14 protein-coding genes are annotated in these 14,859 nt (G+C 73.4%); 7 read left to right on the forward strand and 7 right to left on the reverse strand.

The features are described from left to right. The first annotated feature begins 4 nt into the window (after positions 1–4). Genes IF88_RS0128785 through IF88_RS0128800 form a run of 4 tightly spaced genes read left to right on the forward strand, consistent with a single transcriptional unit; the run spans position 5 to position 4,279 of the window. A complete protein-coding gene (locus IF88_RS0128785; protein ID WP_037807376.1) occupies positions 5–895 on the forward strand; it encodes an NTP transferase domain-containing protein in 891 nt (296 codons plus the stop codon). After that, positions 892–2,187 carry a molybdopterin molybdotransferase MoeA gene (locus tag IF88_RS0128790; RefSeq protein ID WP_078893203.1) on the forward strand — a complete coding sequence of 432 codons (1,296 nt, stop codon included), beginning with the start codon at positions 892–894 and terminating at the stop codon, positions 2,185–2,187. The genes IF88_RS0128785 and IF88_RS0128790 overlap by 4 nt, the downstream gene beginning before the upstream one ends. After that, complete coding sequence (locus tag IF88_RS0128795) at positions 2,175–3,275, forward strand: potassium channel family protein (RefSeq protein ID WP_051837704.1); 1,101 nt, start codon at positions 2,175–2,177, stop codon at positions 3,273–3,275. Before IF88_RS0128790 ends, IF88_RS0128795 begins: the two co-directional genes overlap by 13 nt. Before the next feature lie 26 nt (positions 3,276–3,301). After that, on the forward strand, positions 3,302–4,279 hold the full coding sequence (locus IF88_RS0128800; protein ID WP_030718768.1) for an NAD(P)H-quinone oxidoreductase: 978 nt from the start codon (positions 3,302–3,304) through the stop codon (positions 4,277–4,279). 219 nt (positions 4,280–4,498) lie between these two features. Here IF88_RS0128800 and IF88_RS0128810 read toward each other — a convergent pair whose 3' ends face one another. The 3 genes from IF88_RS0128810 to pdhA are packed head-to-tail and all read right to left on the reverse strand — an operon-like array spanning position 4,499 to position 8,009. Next, complete coding sequence (locus tag IF88_RS0128810) at positions 4,499–5,854, reverse strand: dihydrolipoamide acetyltransferase family protein (protein WP_030718769.1); 1,356 nt, start codon at positions 5,852–5,854, stop codon at positions 4,499–4,501. After that, the gene (locus IF88_RS0128815) at positions 5,854–6,822 is read right to left on the reverse strand and encodes an alpha-ketoacid dehydrogenase subunit beta (protein WP_199808152.1); all 969 of its coding nucleotides are present in this window, start codon (positions 6,820–6,822) and stop codon (positions 5,854–5,856) included. Before IF88_RS0128815 ends, IF88_RS0128810 begins: the two co-directional genes overlap by 1 nt. A 50-nt stretch (positions 6,823–6,872) precedes the next feature. Continuing rightward, the gene (gene pdhA / locus IF88_RS0128820) at positions 6,873–8,009 is read right to left on the reverse strand and encodes a pyruvate dehydrogenase (acetyl-transferring) E1 component subunit alpha (RefSeq protein ID WP_030718772.1); all 1,137 of its coding nucleotides are present in this window, start codon (positions 8,007–8,009) and stop codon (positions 6,873–6,875) included. Positions 8,010–8,187: 178 nt separating this feature from the next. Between pdhA and IF88_RS0128825 the strand changes: the two genes are divergently transcribed. Continuing rightward, positions 8,188–8,775 (forward strand): Lrp/AsnC family transcriptional regulator, encoded by a 588-nt coding sequence (locus tag IF88_RS0128825; protein ID WP_078893204.1) that lies wholly within the window; start codon positions 8,188–8,190, stop codon positions 8,773–8,775. A 103-nt stretch (positions 8,776–8,878) separates the two neighbouring features. Here IF88_RS0128825 and IF88_RS0128830 read toward each other — a convergent pair whose 3' ends face one another. From IF88_RS0128830 to IF88_RS0128840, 3 genes are all read right to left on the reverse strand, one after another. Next, the gene (locus tag IF88_RS0128830) at positions 8,879–9,088 is read right to left on the reverse strand and encodes a hypothetical protein (protein ID WP_030718775.1); all 210 of its coding nucleotides are present in this window, start codon (positions 9,086–9,088) and stop codon (positions 8,879–8,881) included. 74 nt (positions 9,089–9,162) lie between these two features. Next, on the reverse strand, positions 9,163–9,750 hold the full coding sequence (locus tag IF88_RS0128835; RefSeq protein ID WP_030718777.1) for a TetR/AcrR family transcriptional regulator: 588 nt from the start codon (positions 9,748–9,750) through the stop codon (positions 9,163–9,165). Continuing rightward, a complete protein-coding gene (locus IF88_RS0128840) occupies positions 9,747–11,258 on the reverse strand; it encodes a 3-hydroxyacyl-CoA dehydrogenase (protein ID WP_030718780.1) in 1,512 nt (503 codons plus the stop codon). The genes IF88_RS0128835 and IF88_RS0128840 overlap by 4 nt, the downstream gene beginning before the upstream one ends. A 124-nt stretch (positions 11,259–11,382) precedes the next feature. Between IF88_RS0128840 and paaN the strand changes: the two genes are divergently transcribed. Next, positions 11,383–13,065 (forward strand): phenylacetic acid degradation protein PaaN, encoded by a 1,683-nt coding sequence (gene paaN, locus IF88_RS0128845; protein ID WP_030718781.1) that lies wholly within the window; start codon positions 11,383–11,385, stop codon positions 13,063–13,065. A 15-nt stretch (positions 13,066–13,080) separates the two neighbouring features. Here paaN and IF88_RS0128850 read toward each other — a convergent pair whose 3' ends face one another. Then, the gene (locus tag IF88_RS0128850) at positions 13,081–13,743 is read right to left on the reverse strand and encodes a MerR family transcriptional regulator (RefSeq protein WP_030718788.1); all 663 of its coding nucleotides are present in this window, start codon (positions 13,741–13,743) and stop codon (positions 13,081–13,083) included. A 168-nt stretch (positions 13,744–13,911) separates the two neighbouring features. Here IF88_RS0128850 and IF88_RS0128855 point away from each other — a divergent pair, with 168 nt between their 5' ends. Next, positions 13,912–14,772, forward strand: a complete 861-nt coding sequence (locus IF88_RS0128855) for a hypothetical protein (protein WP_234323735.1) — start codon at positions 13,912–13,914, stop codon at positions 14,770–14,772. The last annotated feature ends 87 nt before the right edge of the window (positions 14,773–14,859 follow it).

Here is a 14,859-nt window from a genome sequence, read left to right on the forward strand (position 1 = left end):
GGGCATGAGCTACGACGCGATCGTGCTGGCCGGCGGCGCCGCGCGGCGCCTCGGCGGGGCGGACAAGGCCGCGCTGAGCGTCGGCGGCCGCGCCCTCCTCGACCGCGTCCTCGACGCCTGCCCCGACGCCCGGACCACCGTCGTGGTCGGCGGCCGCCGCCCCACCGCGCGCCCGGTCCGCTGGACCCGGGAGGACCCGCCCGGCGGCGGGCCCGTGGCCGCGCTGGACGCCGGGCTGCGCGGGACCACCGCCGAGCTGGTCCTCGTACTCTCCGCGGACCTGCCGTTCCTGGACCGGGGGACCGTACGGGCCCTGCTCGACGCGCCCGGCCCGGACGGGGCGATGCTGCGCGATCCCGACGGCCGGGACCAGCCGCTGGTCGCCGCCTACCGCGCCGAGCCCCTGCGCCGCGAGATCGCCCTGCTGGCCACGGAACACGGCACCCTCACCGGACTCCCGCTCCGCGCGCTCACCTCCGAACTGGACCTCGCCCGCGTCACGGCGCAGCCGCTCGCCTCGTTCGACTGCGACACCTGGGACGATCTCGCCGCCGCCCGGGCCCGCATCAGGGAGCATGGAACCGTGCTGGACCAATGGATGACCGCCGCCAAGAACGAGCTGGGCATCGACCTCGACGTCGACGTCAAGACCCTGCTCGACCTCGCCAGGGACGCCGCCCACGGCGTCGCCCGCCCCGCCGCCCCGCTGACCACCTTCCTGGTCGGTTACGCGGCCGCCCAAGCCGCCGCCACCGGCGCCGACCCCGCCCAGGCCGTCGCCGAGGCCTCCCGCAAGGCCGCCGACCTGGCGCTGCGCTGGGCCGCCGAGGCCCAGGCCGACGCGGGAACCGACGCGGGGGGCGACGCCACCGCCGAACAGAACGGCTCCGGATGACCCCCGCGAACTCTGCCGACCGGGCCCTCGACGAGGCCCTGGCCCTGGTCAGCCGCGCCCCCGAGGGCGGCGGGGCGGGCGACCACCGGGCCGCCTCCTGGCCGCGCGCCCGGGAGGCCGCCGTCCACGCCGGGGCCGGCGTACGGGCCCGTACGCACCGGGTGCCCCTCGCCGACGCCCTCGGCGAGGTCCTGGCCGCCCCCCTGGACGCGCTGACCGACCTGCCGTCCTTCGACACCTCCGCCATGGACGGCTGGGCCGTCGCCGGTCCCGGTCCCTGGAGCGTCCGGACCGGCGCCGGGGTCCTGGCCGGCTCCGACCGGCCCGCGCCCCTCGAGGACGGCGAGGCCGTACGGATCGCCACGGGTGCCCGGATCCCCGCCGACACCACCGCCGTCATCCGCACCGAGCACTGCCGTGAGGCGGGCACCCAGCTCTTCGCCGACCGGCCCGTCCTCACCGGCCAGGACATCCGCCCGCGCGGCCAGGAGTGCCGCTCCGGGGACCTGCTGCTGCCCCCCGGTTCCCTGGTCACCCCGGCCGTGCTCGGGCTCGCCGCGGCCGCCGGGTACGACGAGCTGGCCACCCGGCCCCGGCCCCGCGTGGAGATCCTGGTCCTCGGCGACGAGCTGCTCACCGAGGGCCGCCCGCACGACGGACTGATCCGCGACGCCCTCAGCCCCATGCTCGGCCCCTGGCTCGCCCGGCTGGGCGCCGAGGTCATCGGCACGCGAAGGCTGGGCGACGATCCGGAAGGGGCCGCGGCCCTGCTGGAGGCCGTCACCGGCTCCACCGCCGATGTGCTGGTGACCACCGGCGGCACCGCCTCCGGGCCCGTCGACCACGTCCACCCCGTCCTGCGCAAGGCGGGCGCCGAGCTGCTGGTCGACGGGGTGGCGGTACGCCCGGGCCACCCGATGCTGCTGGCCCGCATCGGCGACCGGGCGGACGGGCGGCACCTGGTCGGGCTGCCCGGGAACCCCCTGGCCGCCGTCTCCGGGCTGCTGACCCTCGCCGAGCCCCTGCTGCGCGCCCTCGCGGGCCGCCGCAAGCGCCCCCGCTACACGGCGCCGGTCCAGGGCGACGTACCCGGCCACCCGTACGACACGCGGCTGGTCCCGGTGCTGCTGAGCGATGAGCACGCGGTGCCGCTGCGCTACCACGGTCCGGCCATGCTGCGCGGTGTGGCGGCCGCCGACGCGCTGGCCGTCGTACCGCCGAAGGGCGCGCGCTCCGGGCAGGACTTGGAGATCCTCGATCTGCCGTGGACTTCCGGAGGATGTTTCACGTGAAACTTCACGGTCAGGACGCCATGGCCCGCGAAGCCGACGAGAGGCTCGTCTCCCGGCGCATCAAACTGCCCAAGCGGATCGTCGAACAGCCGCTCCGGCAGGTCACCAAGCGCCTGCTGATGGCCCTCTTCGTGCTCTTCCTGACGGTCCTCATCGTGTGGCTGGACCGCGACGGCTACCACGACAACGCCAACGAGCAGGTCGACTTCCTCGACTGCTTCTACTACGCGACCGTGACGCTGTCGACGACCGGCTACGGCGACATCGTCCCGTACAGCGACAGCGCGCGGCTGGTGAACATCCTGCTGATCACACCGCTGCGGGTGCTGTTCCTGATCATCCTGGTCGGTACCACCCTGGAAGTCCTGACGGAACGGACACGGGAAGAGTGGCGGCTGAAGCGCTGGAGGAAGAACTTGCGTGAGCACACGGTCGTCGTCGGCTTCGGCACCAAGGGCCGCTCGGCCCTCCAGACGCTGCTGGCCACCGGCCTCAGCAAGGAGCAGGTCGTCATCGTCGACCCGAGCGCCAAGGTCATCGACATGGCCACGGCGGAGGGACTCACCGGTGTGGTCGGCGACGCCACCCGCTCCGAGGTGCTGCTGCGCGCCGAGCTGCCGAAGGCCCGTCAGATCGTCATCGCCACCCAGCGGGACGACACGGCAGTGCTGGTCACGCTGACGGCCCGGCAGCTCAACCGCGGGGCGAAGATCGTCGCGGCGGTGCGCGAGGAGGAGAACGCCCCGCTGCTGCGCCAGTCCGGCGCCGACGCCGTCATCACGAGCGCGAGCGCGGCCGGCCGGCTGCTGGGCCTCTCGGTGCTCAGCCCGAGCGCGGGCACCGTGATGGAGGACCTGATCCACCAGGGCAGCGGCCTCGACCTGATCGAACGCCCCGTCCGCAAGTCCGAGGTGGGCAAGTCGGTGCGGGACACCGACGACCTGGTGGTGAACGTGCTGCGCGGACACCGGCTGCTCGCCTACGACGATCCGCACGCGAGCCCGATCCAGCTGACGGACCGTCTCATCACCATCGTCCGGGCGGCTCCGTCCGGCACGCCCCCTTTGACACTGGGCTCTGCCGAGTAGGGGCGAGTTCGCGTAGCCTCCGGGCCATGCATGCGATCACCATCGAGCAGCCCGGCGGCCCCGAGGCCCTCGTCTGGACCGACGTACCCGATCCGGTGGCGGGCGACGGCGAGGTCCTCGTCGAGGTCGCGGCGAGCGCCGTGAACCGCGCCGACGTCCTCCAGCGCCAGGGGTACTACGACCCGCCGCCCGGCACCTCGCCCTATCCGGGGCTGGAGTGCTCCGGGCGGATCGCCTCGATCGGGCCGGGGGTGCCCGGCTGGTCGGTGGGCGACGAGGTGTGCGCCCTGCTGGCGGGCGGCGGATACGCACAGCGGGTGGCCGTTCCGGCGGGCCAGCTGCTGCCGGTCCCGGCGGGCGTGGACCTGGTGACGGCGGCCGCGCTGCCCGAGGCCGTCACCACCGTGTGGTCCAACGTGTTCATGGTGGCCGGACTGCGGCCGGGCGAGACCCTGCTCGTGCACGGCGGGTCCAGCGGGATCGGGACGATGGCGATCCAGCTGGCCAAGGCGGTGGGTGCCACGGTCGCCGTGACGGCGGGAGGCCCGGAGAAGCTGGCGCGCTGCAAGGAGCTGGGCGCCGACCTCCTGATCGACTACCGCGAACAGGACTTCGTGGCGGAGCTGAAGGCGGCGACGGGCGGGGCTGGCGCGGACGTGATCCTGGACATCATGGGCGCGAAGTACCTCTCCCGGAACGTGGACGCCCTGGCCGTGAACGGCCGGCTCGCGGTGATCGGGCTCCAGGGCGGCGTGAAGGCCGAGCTGAACCTCGGCGCGCTGCTCGCCAAGCGCGCGGCGATCACCGCCACCACCCTGCGGGCCCGCCCGCTGGAGGAGAAGGCGGCCATCGTCGCGGCCGTACGGGAGCACGTGTGGCCCCTGGTGGCCGCGGGCCGGATCCGCCCGGTGGTCCACGCGTCGTTCCCGATCGCGGCCGCCGCCGAGGCCCACCGGGTCATGGAGTCGAGCAGCCACGTGGGCAAACTGCTGCTCACGGTCTGAGCGCGGCGGCCACCAGCCCCTCCAGCGCGTCCCGGGAGACCGTCTCGGAGCCGGTGAGCAGGTGGTCCACCGGCTACCGCTGGGAGGTGCCCACGGGCTTCGCCCCAGACCCTCCCCCCAGACTCCGTCCGGGGGGCCGGGACGCAGCCCCGATTCGGGAAGGGGAGGGGCGGGGCGGGGGAGGCTTCGCGCAGCGGTGACCGCCCCCGCCCCGCGGTGCTACAGGCTGCGCAGCAGGACCGCCGGGGATTCCACGCAGTCGGCGACGTAGCGGAGGAAGCCGCCCGCCGTGCCGCCGTCGCAGACCCGGTGGTCGAACGTCAGCGACAGCTGGACGACCTGGCGGACCGCCAGCTCGCCCTTGTGCACCCACGGCTTCGGGATGATCCGGCCCACCCCGAGCATCGCCGCTTCCGGGTGGTTGATGATCGGCGTGGAGCCGTCGACCCCGAACACCCCGTAGTTGTTCAGGGTGAAGGTCCCGCCCGTCAGGTCGGCCGGCGCCAGCTTCCCGGTCCGCGCCAGCTCCGTCAGGCGGGCGAACTCCGCCGACAGGGACTCCGGGTTCCGGTCCTGCGCGTCCCGGACCACCGGGACCATCAGGCCCCGCTCGGTCTGCGCGGCGAAGCTCAGGTGCACGGCCGGGAGCCGGACGATCTCCTTCGCCTGGAGGTCCACCGTGGAGTTGAGCTCCGGGTACCGGGCCAGCGCCGCCGTGCAGATCCGGGCCAGCAGCGCCAGCACCGAGATCTTGGGGCCGCCCACCGCGTTCATCGCGGCGCGGGCCGCCATCAGCTCGGTGGCGTCCGCGTCGACCCAGCAGGTGGCGTCCGGGATCTCCCGACGGCTGCGCGACAGCTTCTCGGCGACCGCGCCCCGCACGCCCTTGAGCGGGATCCGCTCGCCCTGCGCGGCCGGTGCGGCCGGCGCCGACGCCGGCAGCGACACCGGCTCCGGTGCCCGCAGCGCCGTCAGCGCCGCCTCGACGTCCGCCCGCAGGATCAGCCCCTCCGGGCCCGACCCGTGCAGGGCGCGCAGGTCGACGCCGTTGTCCTTGGCCAGTTTCCGCACCAGCGGCGAGACGACCGGCACCGGCCCGGCGGGAGCCACCGGGGCAGCCGGAGCAGCCGGAGCAGCCGGAACCACCGGGGCCGCGACCGCCGGAGCCGGGGCGACCACGGGAGCCGACACCGCGGCGGTGACGGGTCGCACCCGTCGCCGACGGGCCGGCCGCGAGTGGTCCGAGCCGTAACCGATCAGGGGCCGGGGCGCGTTGCCGGAGCCCTCGGTCTCGGCCGCCGGGGCAGCCGGGGCCTCGGGGAGCGAGGCCGCTCCCACCGCCACGGTGATCAGCGGAGCCCCGACCGGCAGCTCCTGCCCCTCCTCGCCGAAGCGGGCGGTGACCACTCCGCCGTACGGGCAGGGCACCTCCACCATCGCCTTGGCCGTCTCGACCTCGACGACCGGCTGGTCGATGGCGACGACATCGCCGACCGCCACCAGCCAGCGCACGATCTCCGCCTCGGTGAGGCCCTCACCGAGGTCCGGCAGCTTGAATTCCATGACCTGCGGCATCAGTTCTCCCACTGCAGGCGTGCCACGGTGTCCAGGATCCGGTCCACGCCCGGCAGGTGGTGCTTCTCCAGCATCGGCGGCGGGTACGGGATGTCGAAGCCCGTCACCCGGAGCACCGGCGCCTCCAGGTGGTGGAAGCACCGCTCCGTGAGGCGAGCGGCGATCTCCGCGCCCGGTCCGCCGAAGCCGTTCGCCTCGTGGACGACCACCGCGCGCCCGGTGCGGCGTACCGACTGCACGACCGTCTCCTCGTCGAAGGGGACGAGCGAGCGCAGGTCCACGACCTCCAGGTCCCAGCCCTCCTCGCGCGCCGCCTCGGCCGCCTCCAGGCAGACCGGCAGCGAAGGCCCGTAGGTGATCAGCGTCGCGCTCGTGCCCGCCCGCCGGACCAGGGCCTTGCCGATGCCCGGCACGGCCGCCGGCGCCTCGGGCGACCAGTCGGCCTTCGACCAGTAGAGCCGCTTCGGCTCCAGGAAGACCACCGGGTCGTCGCTGGCGATCGACGCGCGCAGCAGCCCGTACGCGTCCTCGACGGTCGCCGGGGTCACCACGTGCAGGCCGGGCGTCGCCACGTAGTACGCCTCGGAGGAGTCGCAGTGGTGCTCCACGCCGCCGATCCCGCCGCCGTACGGCACACGGATGGTGATGGGCAGCGGCATCGCGCCGCGCGTGCGGTTGCGCATCTTCGCCACGTGCGAGATCAGCTGCTCGAACGCCGGGTAGGCGAAGGCGTCGAACTGCATCTCGACCACCGGCCGCAGCCCGTACATGGCCATGCCGACCGCCGCGCCCAGGATCCCGGCCTCCGCGAGCGGGGTGTCCGTGCACCGGTCCTCGCCGAACTCCTTCGCGAGCCCGTCCGTGATCCGGAAGACCCCGCCGAGCGTGCCGACGTCCTCGCCCATGACGTGGACCGTCGGGTCCTCGGCCATGGCGTCGCGCATGGCCCGGGTCAGGGCCTGCGCCATCGTCGAGGGCTTGGCCCCCGGCTTCGCGGACTTCGCCGCCGCCACCGTCGTCACGCCTGGTCCTCGGCTTCCAGCTCTGCGCGCAGCATGGCCGCCTGCTCGCGCAGCCGGTCGGTCTGCTCCGCGTACACGTGCGCGAACAGGTCCATCGGGTCCACCACCGGGTCCGCGTTCATCCCCTCGCGGAGCGCCGCGGCCATCACCTCGGCCTCGTCGCGCGCCGCCTGGATGCCCGCCTCGTCGATGATCCCGCGCGCGGTCAGCTCGCGCTCCAGGAGATCGATCGGGTCGTGCGCCTTCCAGGCCTCGACCTCGGCGTCACCGCGGTAGCGGGTCGCGTCGTCGGCGTTCGTGTGGGCCTCCATCCGGTACGTGACCGCCTCGATCAGCGTCGGACCGCCGCCGGCCCGGGCCCGCCGGACCGCCTCGGACAGCACCTCGTGCACCGCCGCGATGTCGTTGCCGTCGACCAGCCGGCCGGGCATCCCGTACCCCACGGCCTTGTGGGCCAGCGTCGGGGCGGCGGTCTGCTTGGCGAGCGGGACGGAGATCGCGAAGCCGTTGTTCTGCACGAGGAAGACCACCGGGGCCTGCCAGACGGCAGCGAAGTTCAGCGCCTCGTGGAAGTCGCCCTCGCTGGTGCCGCCGTCGCCGACCATGGCGAGGGCGACGACGTCGTCGCCCCGCAGCCGGGCCGCGTGCGCCAGGCCCACCGCGTGCGGCAGCTGGGTGGCGAGCGGGGTGGAGAGCGGGGCTATGCGGTGCTCGCGCGGGTCGTAGCCGGTGTGCCAGTCGCCGCGCAGCAGGGTCAGCGCCTGTACGGGGTCCAGTCCGCGCGCCACGGCCGCCAGGGTGTCGCGGTAGCTCGGGAAGAGCCAGTCCTGATCCTCCAGGACCATCGCGGCCGCGATCTCGCAGGCCTCCTGGCCGACGGTGGAGGGGTAGACGGCGAGCCGGCCCTGCTTGGTCAGTGCCGTGGCCTGGGCGTTGTAGCGGCGGCCGCGCACCAGCTCGGCGTAGCAGCGTCGCATCAGCGCCGGGTCCAGCCGGTCGGCCGCCTCGGTGCCCAGGACCCGGTGGGGCTCGGGGTCCGGGAGCAGCGGAGCGGCGTCCGTACGGGGCCTCCAGGCGGGCGGCGGGGTGGGACGGTGGGACGCACCGGCACCGGGCAGCTCTTGGACCGTCATGGCGGCGTACACCTCCTCGTGGGAAGCGGGCAGGGAGAGCCCCGGGTGTGAGGCGCCTCACCTACCGATTGTTCGGTTGTCCGCGCAATTTGGCTACAGGCGACTCCAGGCTGTGGACAAACTGGCGCCGGGGCCCTGGGATGGATGCAGGACGTCCAGCAGAGGGAGGCATCGGGCAATGCCGGATGAACAAATGGCCGGAGTCGGTTCCGCACCGGTTCCACCGGGGGGCGCCCCGGGCACATCTGGTGCCCCGGCAGTCCCGCCGGTCACACCCCGCCCCCTGGACCCGATCGACCGCTCGATCATGCGGCTGCTCCAAGCGGACGGCCGTGCGTCGATACGGTCGGTGGCGGAGCAGGTGCACGTCTCGCGCGCGAACGCTTACGCCCGCATCAACCGGCTCATCGACGACGGGGTGATCCGCGGTTTCACGGCCCGCGTCAACCACGAACGCGCGGGCCAGGGCGCATCCGCCTACATCACCCTGAAGATCGTCCAGAACTCCTGGCGGACGGTCCGCGAGCAGCTGCGTGAGCTTCCGGGGGCCGCCCACATCGCGCTGGTCAGCGGGGACTTCGACGTCCTGCTGCTGGTGCACACGCCGGACAACCGGACGCTGCGCGAGCTGGTCCTGACCCGCCTCCAGGCCATCCCGGAGGTCCTCTCCACGCGGACCCTGCTGGTCTTCGAGGAAACGGACCTCCTGGACACGGGCCGGGGCGGACCGGGCGCGGGCGGTTCCCCGGCGCTCACCGAGGAGTAGGCCGTACGTGCGACAGCGCCCCGTGGAAGGGCCTGGAGGGCCGTTCCCGGGGCGCTGTGCGCCGCACCCGCGGGTGCTGCGGGTGCTACGGGTGCTACGGGTGCTACGGGTTGATCACCGGGTTCTCGTAGTAGCCGGAGATGTCGACCACGAGGTCGGTCTTCTCCCAGCCCTGGTTCCAGAAGTCGACGATGCCGTTCCGGCCCCCGCCCGCCCGGACCGGGTTCGGGACGGTCTTGCCCTTCGTCCAGTTCAGGGTCGCGGCGCCGGTTCGCGCCGGCGTGACCGCGGTGCCCTTCTCGTACTGCTCCACCGAGTTCGGTTCCGGGGCGACCGAGGGGAAGCCCCCGCCGGGTGGGGAAGCCCCCGCCGGGTGGCACCCGCTGGTCAGCGGGCGGTGCGCAGGCCGTCCAGAGCCATGCTGACCACCGCGTCCGCGAGTTGGTCCTGGCTGGTCCCCGGGTGCGGGCGGTACCACTCGACGAGGGAGTTCACCATGCCGAAGAGCAGTCGGGTGGCCAGCCGGATGTCGACGTCCGCCCGCAGGTCGCCGTCGGCCGCGGCGGCCTTGAGCAGGTCGGCCACCTGGTGGTCGAACTCGCGGCGGCGTTCCAGCGCCCAGCGCTCGGTCCGGGTGTTGCCGCGCACGCGCAGCAGCAGCGTCACGTACGGCAACTCGGAGACGAGCACCTCGACCGTGCGTCGGGTGACGTACTCGACGCGTTCGACCGCCCGGCCGCGGACCGCCCCCGGCTCCTCCAGGACCGCGAAGAGGCCGTCGAGGGCGCGGCTGACGGCCCGCCGCAGCAGCTCCTCCTTGCCCGTGACGTGGTGGTAGATCGAGGACTTCGAGATGCCCGCGGCCTTGGAGAGGTGCTCCATCGAGGTGCCGTCGTAGCCGCGCTCGTTGAAGACCTGGACGGCGACGGACAGCAGCGTCTCGGGGGTGTACGTGTCCCGCTTGACCGTGGTCATTCGGCGTCCTCCTCGTCACCCGCGGCGTAGCCCAGCTTGAACAGCGCCAGCGAGGGCGCGTACCGGCCGCCGGGACAGCGCTCGTCCAGGTGGTGGAGCAGGTCGTAGGCCCAGTCGCGACCGAGCCGGTCGTGCCACTCGGCGGGGCCCACCGGGTAGTTGACCCCGAGCCGCATCGCCGTGTCGATGTCTTCGGCCGAGGCCACCCCGCGGGCCACGGCGTCCGCCGTGAGGTCGATCAGCATCGCCACGGTCCGGGCGACGATCATGCCGGGGACGTCGCCGATGACGGAGACCTGCTTGCCCAGCTTCTGGAAGAGGCCGACCGCCTCGGCGAGGGTCCGCTCGCTGGTGTCCTCGCTGGCGGAGAGCGCGATGCGGGTGGCGCCGCGGTAGTCGAGCGCGAGGTCGAAGTACACGACGTCCGCGAACTCGACCGAGGTCTTCCCGTCCGCGAGGACCAGCTGGCCCTCACCGGGCAGCTGGATGTACGGGCCCCCGTGCTCGGTGGCCGTGACCGCGATCCCGGCCTCCTCCAGCAGGTCGGCCAGCTCCGCCGCGGGCCCGAGGTCGCCGACCACGGTGACCTTGGCCGGGGCCTCCTCGGGTCCGGCGGTGTGCGGCTGCGCGGCGACGGCCTCCGGGCCGTACGGGAACCAGCCGTGGCCCGACTTGCGGCCGAGGCGGCCCGACTGGACCAGCCGGCGCTGCGCGAGGGAGGGGGTGAACTTGGGGCTGCGGAAGAAGGACTCCCACACGGAGCGGGTCACGGCCTCGTTGACGTCCTGGCCGATCAGGTCGGTCAGCTGGAACGGGCCCATCTTGAAGCCGCCGCTCTCGCGGAGCACGGCGTCGATGGTGGCCGGGTCGGCGCCCTGCTCCTCGTACACCGCGAAGGCCTCGGCGTAGAAGGGGCGGGCGATCCGGTTGACGATGAAGCCGGGGGTGTCGGCGCAGCGGACCGGCGTCTTCCCCCAGCCGAGGACGGTGCCGTACGCGCGCTCGGCGGCGGCCGGGTCGGTCGCGGAACCGCTGACCACCTCGACGAGCGGGAGCAGCGGAGCCGGGTTGAAGAAGTGCAGGCCGAGGAAGCGGCCGGGGTGCGCGAGCCCGGCGGCGAGCTCGGTGACGGAGAGCGAGGAGGTGTTCGTGGCCAGCAGCGCGTCCGGCGCGACCACCTCTTCGAGTGCGGCGAAGAGCGCCTGCTTGACGGTGACGTTCTCGACCACCGCCTCGATGACGAGGGCGGCCCCGGCGAGGTCCGGGAGGGCGGGCGCCGAAGCGATCCGGCCGATCGCGTCCTCGGCCTCGGCCCGGTCGAGGCGGCCCTTGGCGGCCATCCGCTCGACGCGGTCCTGCACGAAGCCCACGCCGTCGGCGGCGAGTGCGGCGTCGATGTCGTAGATCAGCACGCGGTGACCTGCGAGAAGGGCGACCTGGGCGATGCCCTGGCCCATGGTGCCCGCGCCGACGACCGCCACAGTGCGGGACCGCTCGATTGCTGTCATGTCCTGATCCTCCCGCACCGACTTATCCACAGGTCTGCCGGGCCCTCTTGTCCCGACCGATCGTTCGGTTACTCTAACTCCAGTCTGCTCTTCTTCGCCCGGCTCAACGAGGAGTTGGTCCCTGATGGCCGCCGAGCTCACCGTCCCCCAGTTGTCCGCCAAGCACCGGCCCACCCTGGACCAGGCCCTGTCGGCGATCCGCAGCCGCGCCTACTGGTCCCCGCATCCCGAGCACCCCAAGGCGTACGGCGAGACCGCGCCGGCCGACGGGCTCGCCGCCTTCGAGGCCCTGCGCGGCACGCGGCTGGACCTGGGCCAGCCCGGCACCGACGGCTGGACGGGCTCCGAGGTGTCCCCGTACGGCCCGGAGCTCGGCGTCGAGTACCCGCACGCCGACCCGGACGTACTGCTGCCCGCGATGAAGGCCGGCATGGGTGCCTGGCGCGACGCGGGACCCGAGGCGCGCGCCCTGGTCTGCATCGAGATCCTGGCCCGCATCTCCGCCCGCACCCACGAGTTCGCGCACGCGGTCATGCACACCAGCGGCCAGGCGTTCATGATGGCGTTCCAGGCCGGCGGCCCGCACGCGCAGGACCGCGGCCTGGAGGCCGTGGCCTACGCCTACGAGGAGCAGACCCGGGTCCCGGGGCAGGCCGACTGGTCGAAGCCCCAGGGCAAGAAGGACCCGCTGAACCTCGGCAAGAGCTTCACCGCGGTCCCGCGCGGCATCGCCCTCATGATCGGCTGCAACACCTTCCCGACGTGGAACGGCTACCCCGGCCTGTTCGCCTCCCTCGCCACCGGCAACGCCGTGCTGGTCAAGCCGCACCCGCGGGCCGTGCTGCCGCTCGCGCTGACCGTCCAGGCGGCACGCGAGGTGCTCGCGGAGGCGGGCTTCGACCCGAACCTGGTGGCGCTCGCGGTCGAGCGCCCGGGCGAGGGCATCGCCAAGGCCCTGGCCGTCCGTCCCGAGATCAAGCTGATCGACTACACCGGGTCCACGGAGTTCGGCGACTGGCTGGAGGCCAACGCCCGCCAGGCGCAGGTCTACACGGAGAAGGCCGGCGTCAACACCGTCGTCCTGGACTCCACCGACAACTACAAGGGCATGCTGGCGAACCTCGCGTTCTCCCTGTCCCTGTACAGCGGCCAGATGTGCACCACCCCGCAGAACCTGCTGATCCCGCGCGACGGCATCGCCACGGACGCGGGCCACAAGACCTACGACGAGGTCGTCGCCGACCTCGCCGCCTCGGTCGGCGGCCTGCTGGGCGACGACGCCCGGGCCAACGCGCTGCTCGGCGCGCTGGTCAACCCGGACGTCAAGGCCCGCCTGGAGGCGGCGGCCGGACTGGGCGAGGTCGCGCTGGCCTCCCGGGAGGTCGTGAACCCCGAGTTCCCGGACGCCGTGGTCCGCACCCCCGTCCTGGTCAAGCTGGACGCGGCCAAGCCGGACCCGGACGCGCCCTACCTCTCGGAGTGCTTCGGCCCGGTCTCCTTCGCCGTGGCCGTGGACACCACCGCCGACGCCCTCGACCTGCTGCGCCGCACGGTGCGGGAGAAGGGCGCCATGACGGTGGGCGCGTACACGACCTCGGCCGACACCGAGCGGGCGATCGAGGAGGTCTGCCTGGAGGAGTCCGCGCAGCTCTCGCTGAACCTGACCGGCGGGGTGTACGTCAACCAGACCGCCGCCTTCTCGGACTTCCACGGCTCCGGCGGCAACCCGGCGGCCAACGCCGCGCTGTGCGACGGCGCCTTCGTCGCGAACCGCTTCCGGGTGGTGGAGGTCCGCCGCCAGGCGTAGGGCCCCTCCCCCTGATCAGGCCCTGGACGCCTCCTGCCCGAAGACGCGGGCGGAGGCGTCCACCTGGGCCATCCTGCGCAGGGCGGCGAAGACCGCGTCGCCCAGCACCGTGCCGACGACCACCGCCTCCACCAGGTCCTCACGGGCCACCCGGCGGGCGGTGTAGTCGAGGTCCGCGCGGCCCACCCGCTCGGCCGCCTCCGCGTAGTCGTCGAGCACGTCCACGAAGCCGCCGTGCCCCACCCGCGCGAGCGAGGCGAGCGCGGACACCAGCGCCTCAGCCGCCTTGTTGCCGGGCTCGACGCACCAGCCCCGCGCCTCGATCAGCCGCGCCACGCGCTCCCGGGCCAGTACGGTCTCCGCGTCGGGCGCGCCGTCGCCATCGCCGCGGCCGTCGCCGTATTCGGGCACCAGCCGCTGGGCTGCCGCGCCCAGCACCTTGTGGACCGGCCGCTCCTTGTCGTCGATGGCCGCCAGTACCTCGCCGATGGCCGCCACCGACAGGCCGCCGACCTCCAGCAGTGCGCGTACCAGCCGCAGCCGGCGCTCGTGCCCGTCCCCGTAGCTGGCCTGATTGGGGCTGGTCAGCTCCCCGGGCGGGAGCAGACCCTCCCGGACGTAGTACTTGATCGTCGGCACCGGTACCCCGGTCCGCCGGCTCAGCTCTCCGATGCGCACGCGCGTTCACCTTTTTTCGGCTTGCCCTGTCCACCTCCATCATAGATAGTGGGGCTATCAGATAGCAGAGAGTGTCGCTATCCATTCATTACGGGGGTATGAATGATGAAGTCCTTGTGGCCCACCTGGCGCACCCGGCACCGCCCGCTGGTGGTGTTCGCCCTGGTGATGGTCGTGTGGGCGCTCGGCTCCGCCGTCGGGCTCCTGGTCGACGACCGCGTGCTGACCGGAGCGCCGATCTGGGCCAAGCCCTTCAAGTTCTCGGTCTCGTTCGTCGCCTACTGCCTCAGCCTGGCCTGGATGATCTCGCTGCTGGACGAGGCGGGGCCGCGGCTGCGCCGCACCGTCTGGTGGGCCGCGACCGTCGTGGTCGCCGCGAGCGCCGTGGAAATGGTGCTGATGACCCTGCAGGTCCTGCGCGGGGTGCGCAGCCACTTCAACGGCGCGACGCCCTTCGACACCCAGGTCTACTCGCTCATGGGCAACACCGTGGTAGTGCTGTGGCTCGGCACGCTCGTCGTCGCCGCCCTGCTCTGGCGCGCCAGGATCGCCGACCGGGCCACCGCCTGGTCGATCCGGATCTCCACGGTCCTCGCGCTGACCGGTGCCGGACTCGCCTTCCTGATGACCCTGCCCACCGCCGAGCAGCAGCGCCTCGACGCCGCCGGCGTCGAAGTCCTGGAGCGCGGCGGGCACAGCGTGGGCGTGCCCGACGGCGGCCCCGGCATGCTCCTCACCGGCTGGTCCACCACCGGCGGCGACCTGCGCATCCCGCACTTCTTCGGCATGCACGCCCTGCAGCTGCTCCCGCTGCTCGTGCTCGTCCTGACCGCCCTCGCCCCGCGCTCGCGCCGGCTGCGCGACGAGCGGGTGCGGGTACGGCTGGTCTTCGTGTCCGGTGCGGTGTACGCGGCGGTGCTCGCCCTGCTGACCTGGCAGGCGCTGCGCGGCGAGCCGCTGGTCCACCCGGGCACGGCCACGCTCGGCGCGGGCGCGCTGATCCTGGCCGGGGGCGGGCTAGACGAGTAAGTCCGAAGGCCTGGTCAGTGGTCGTAGGCGATGAGTGACCTGGTCAGTGGTGTGTTGTGGGCCCGGTTGTGCCAGATGGCTGCGGTC

Origin of the sequence: Streptomyces sp. NRRL F-2580 (genome assembly GCF_000720115.1) — a bacterium.
GTDB lineage: Bacteria > Actinomycetota > Actinomycetes > Streptomycetales > Streptomycetaceae > Streptomyces.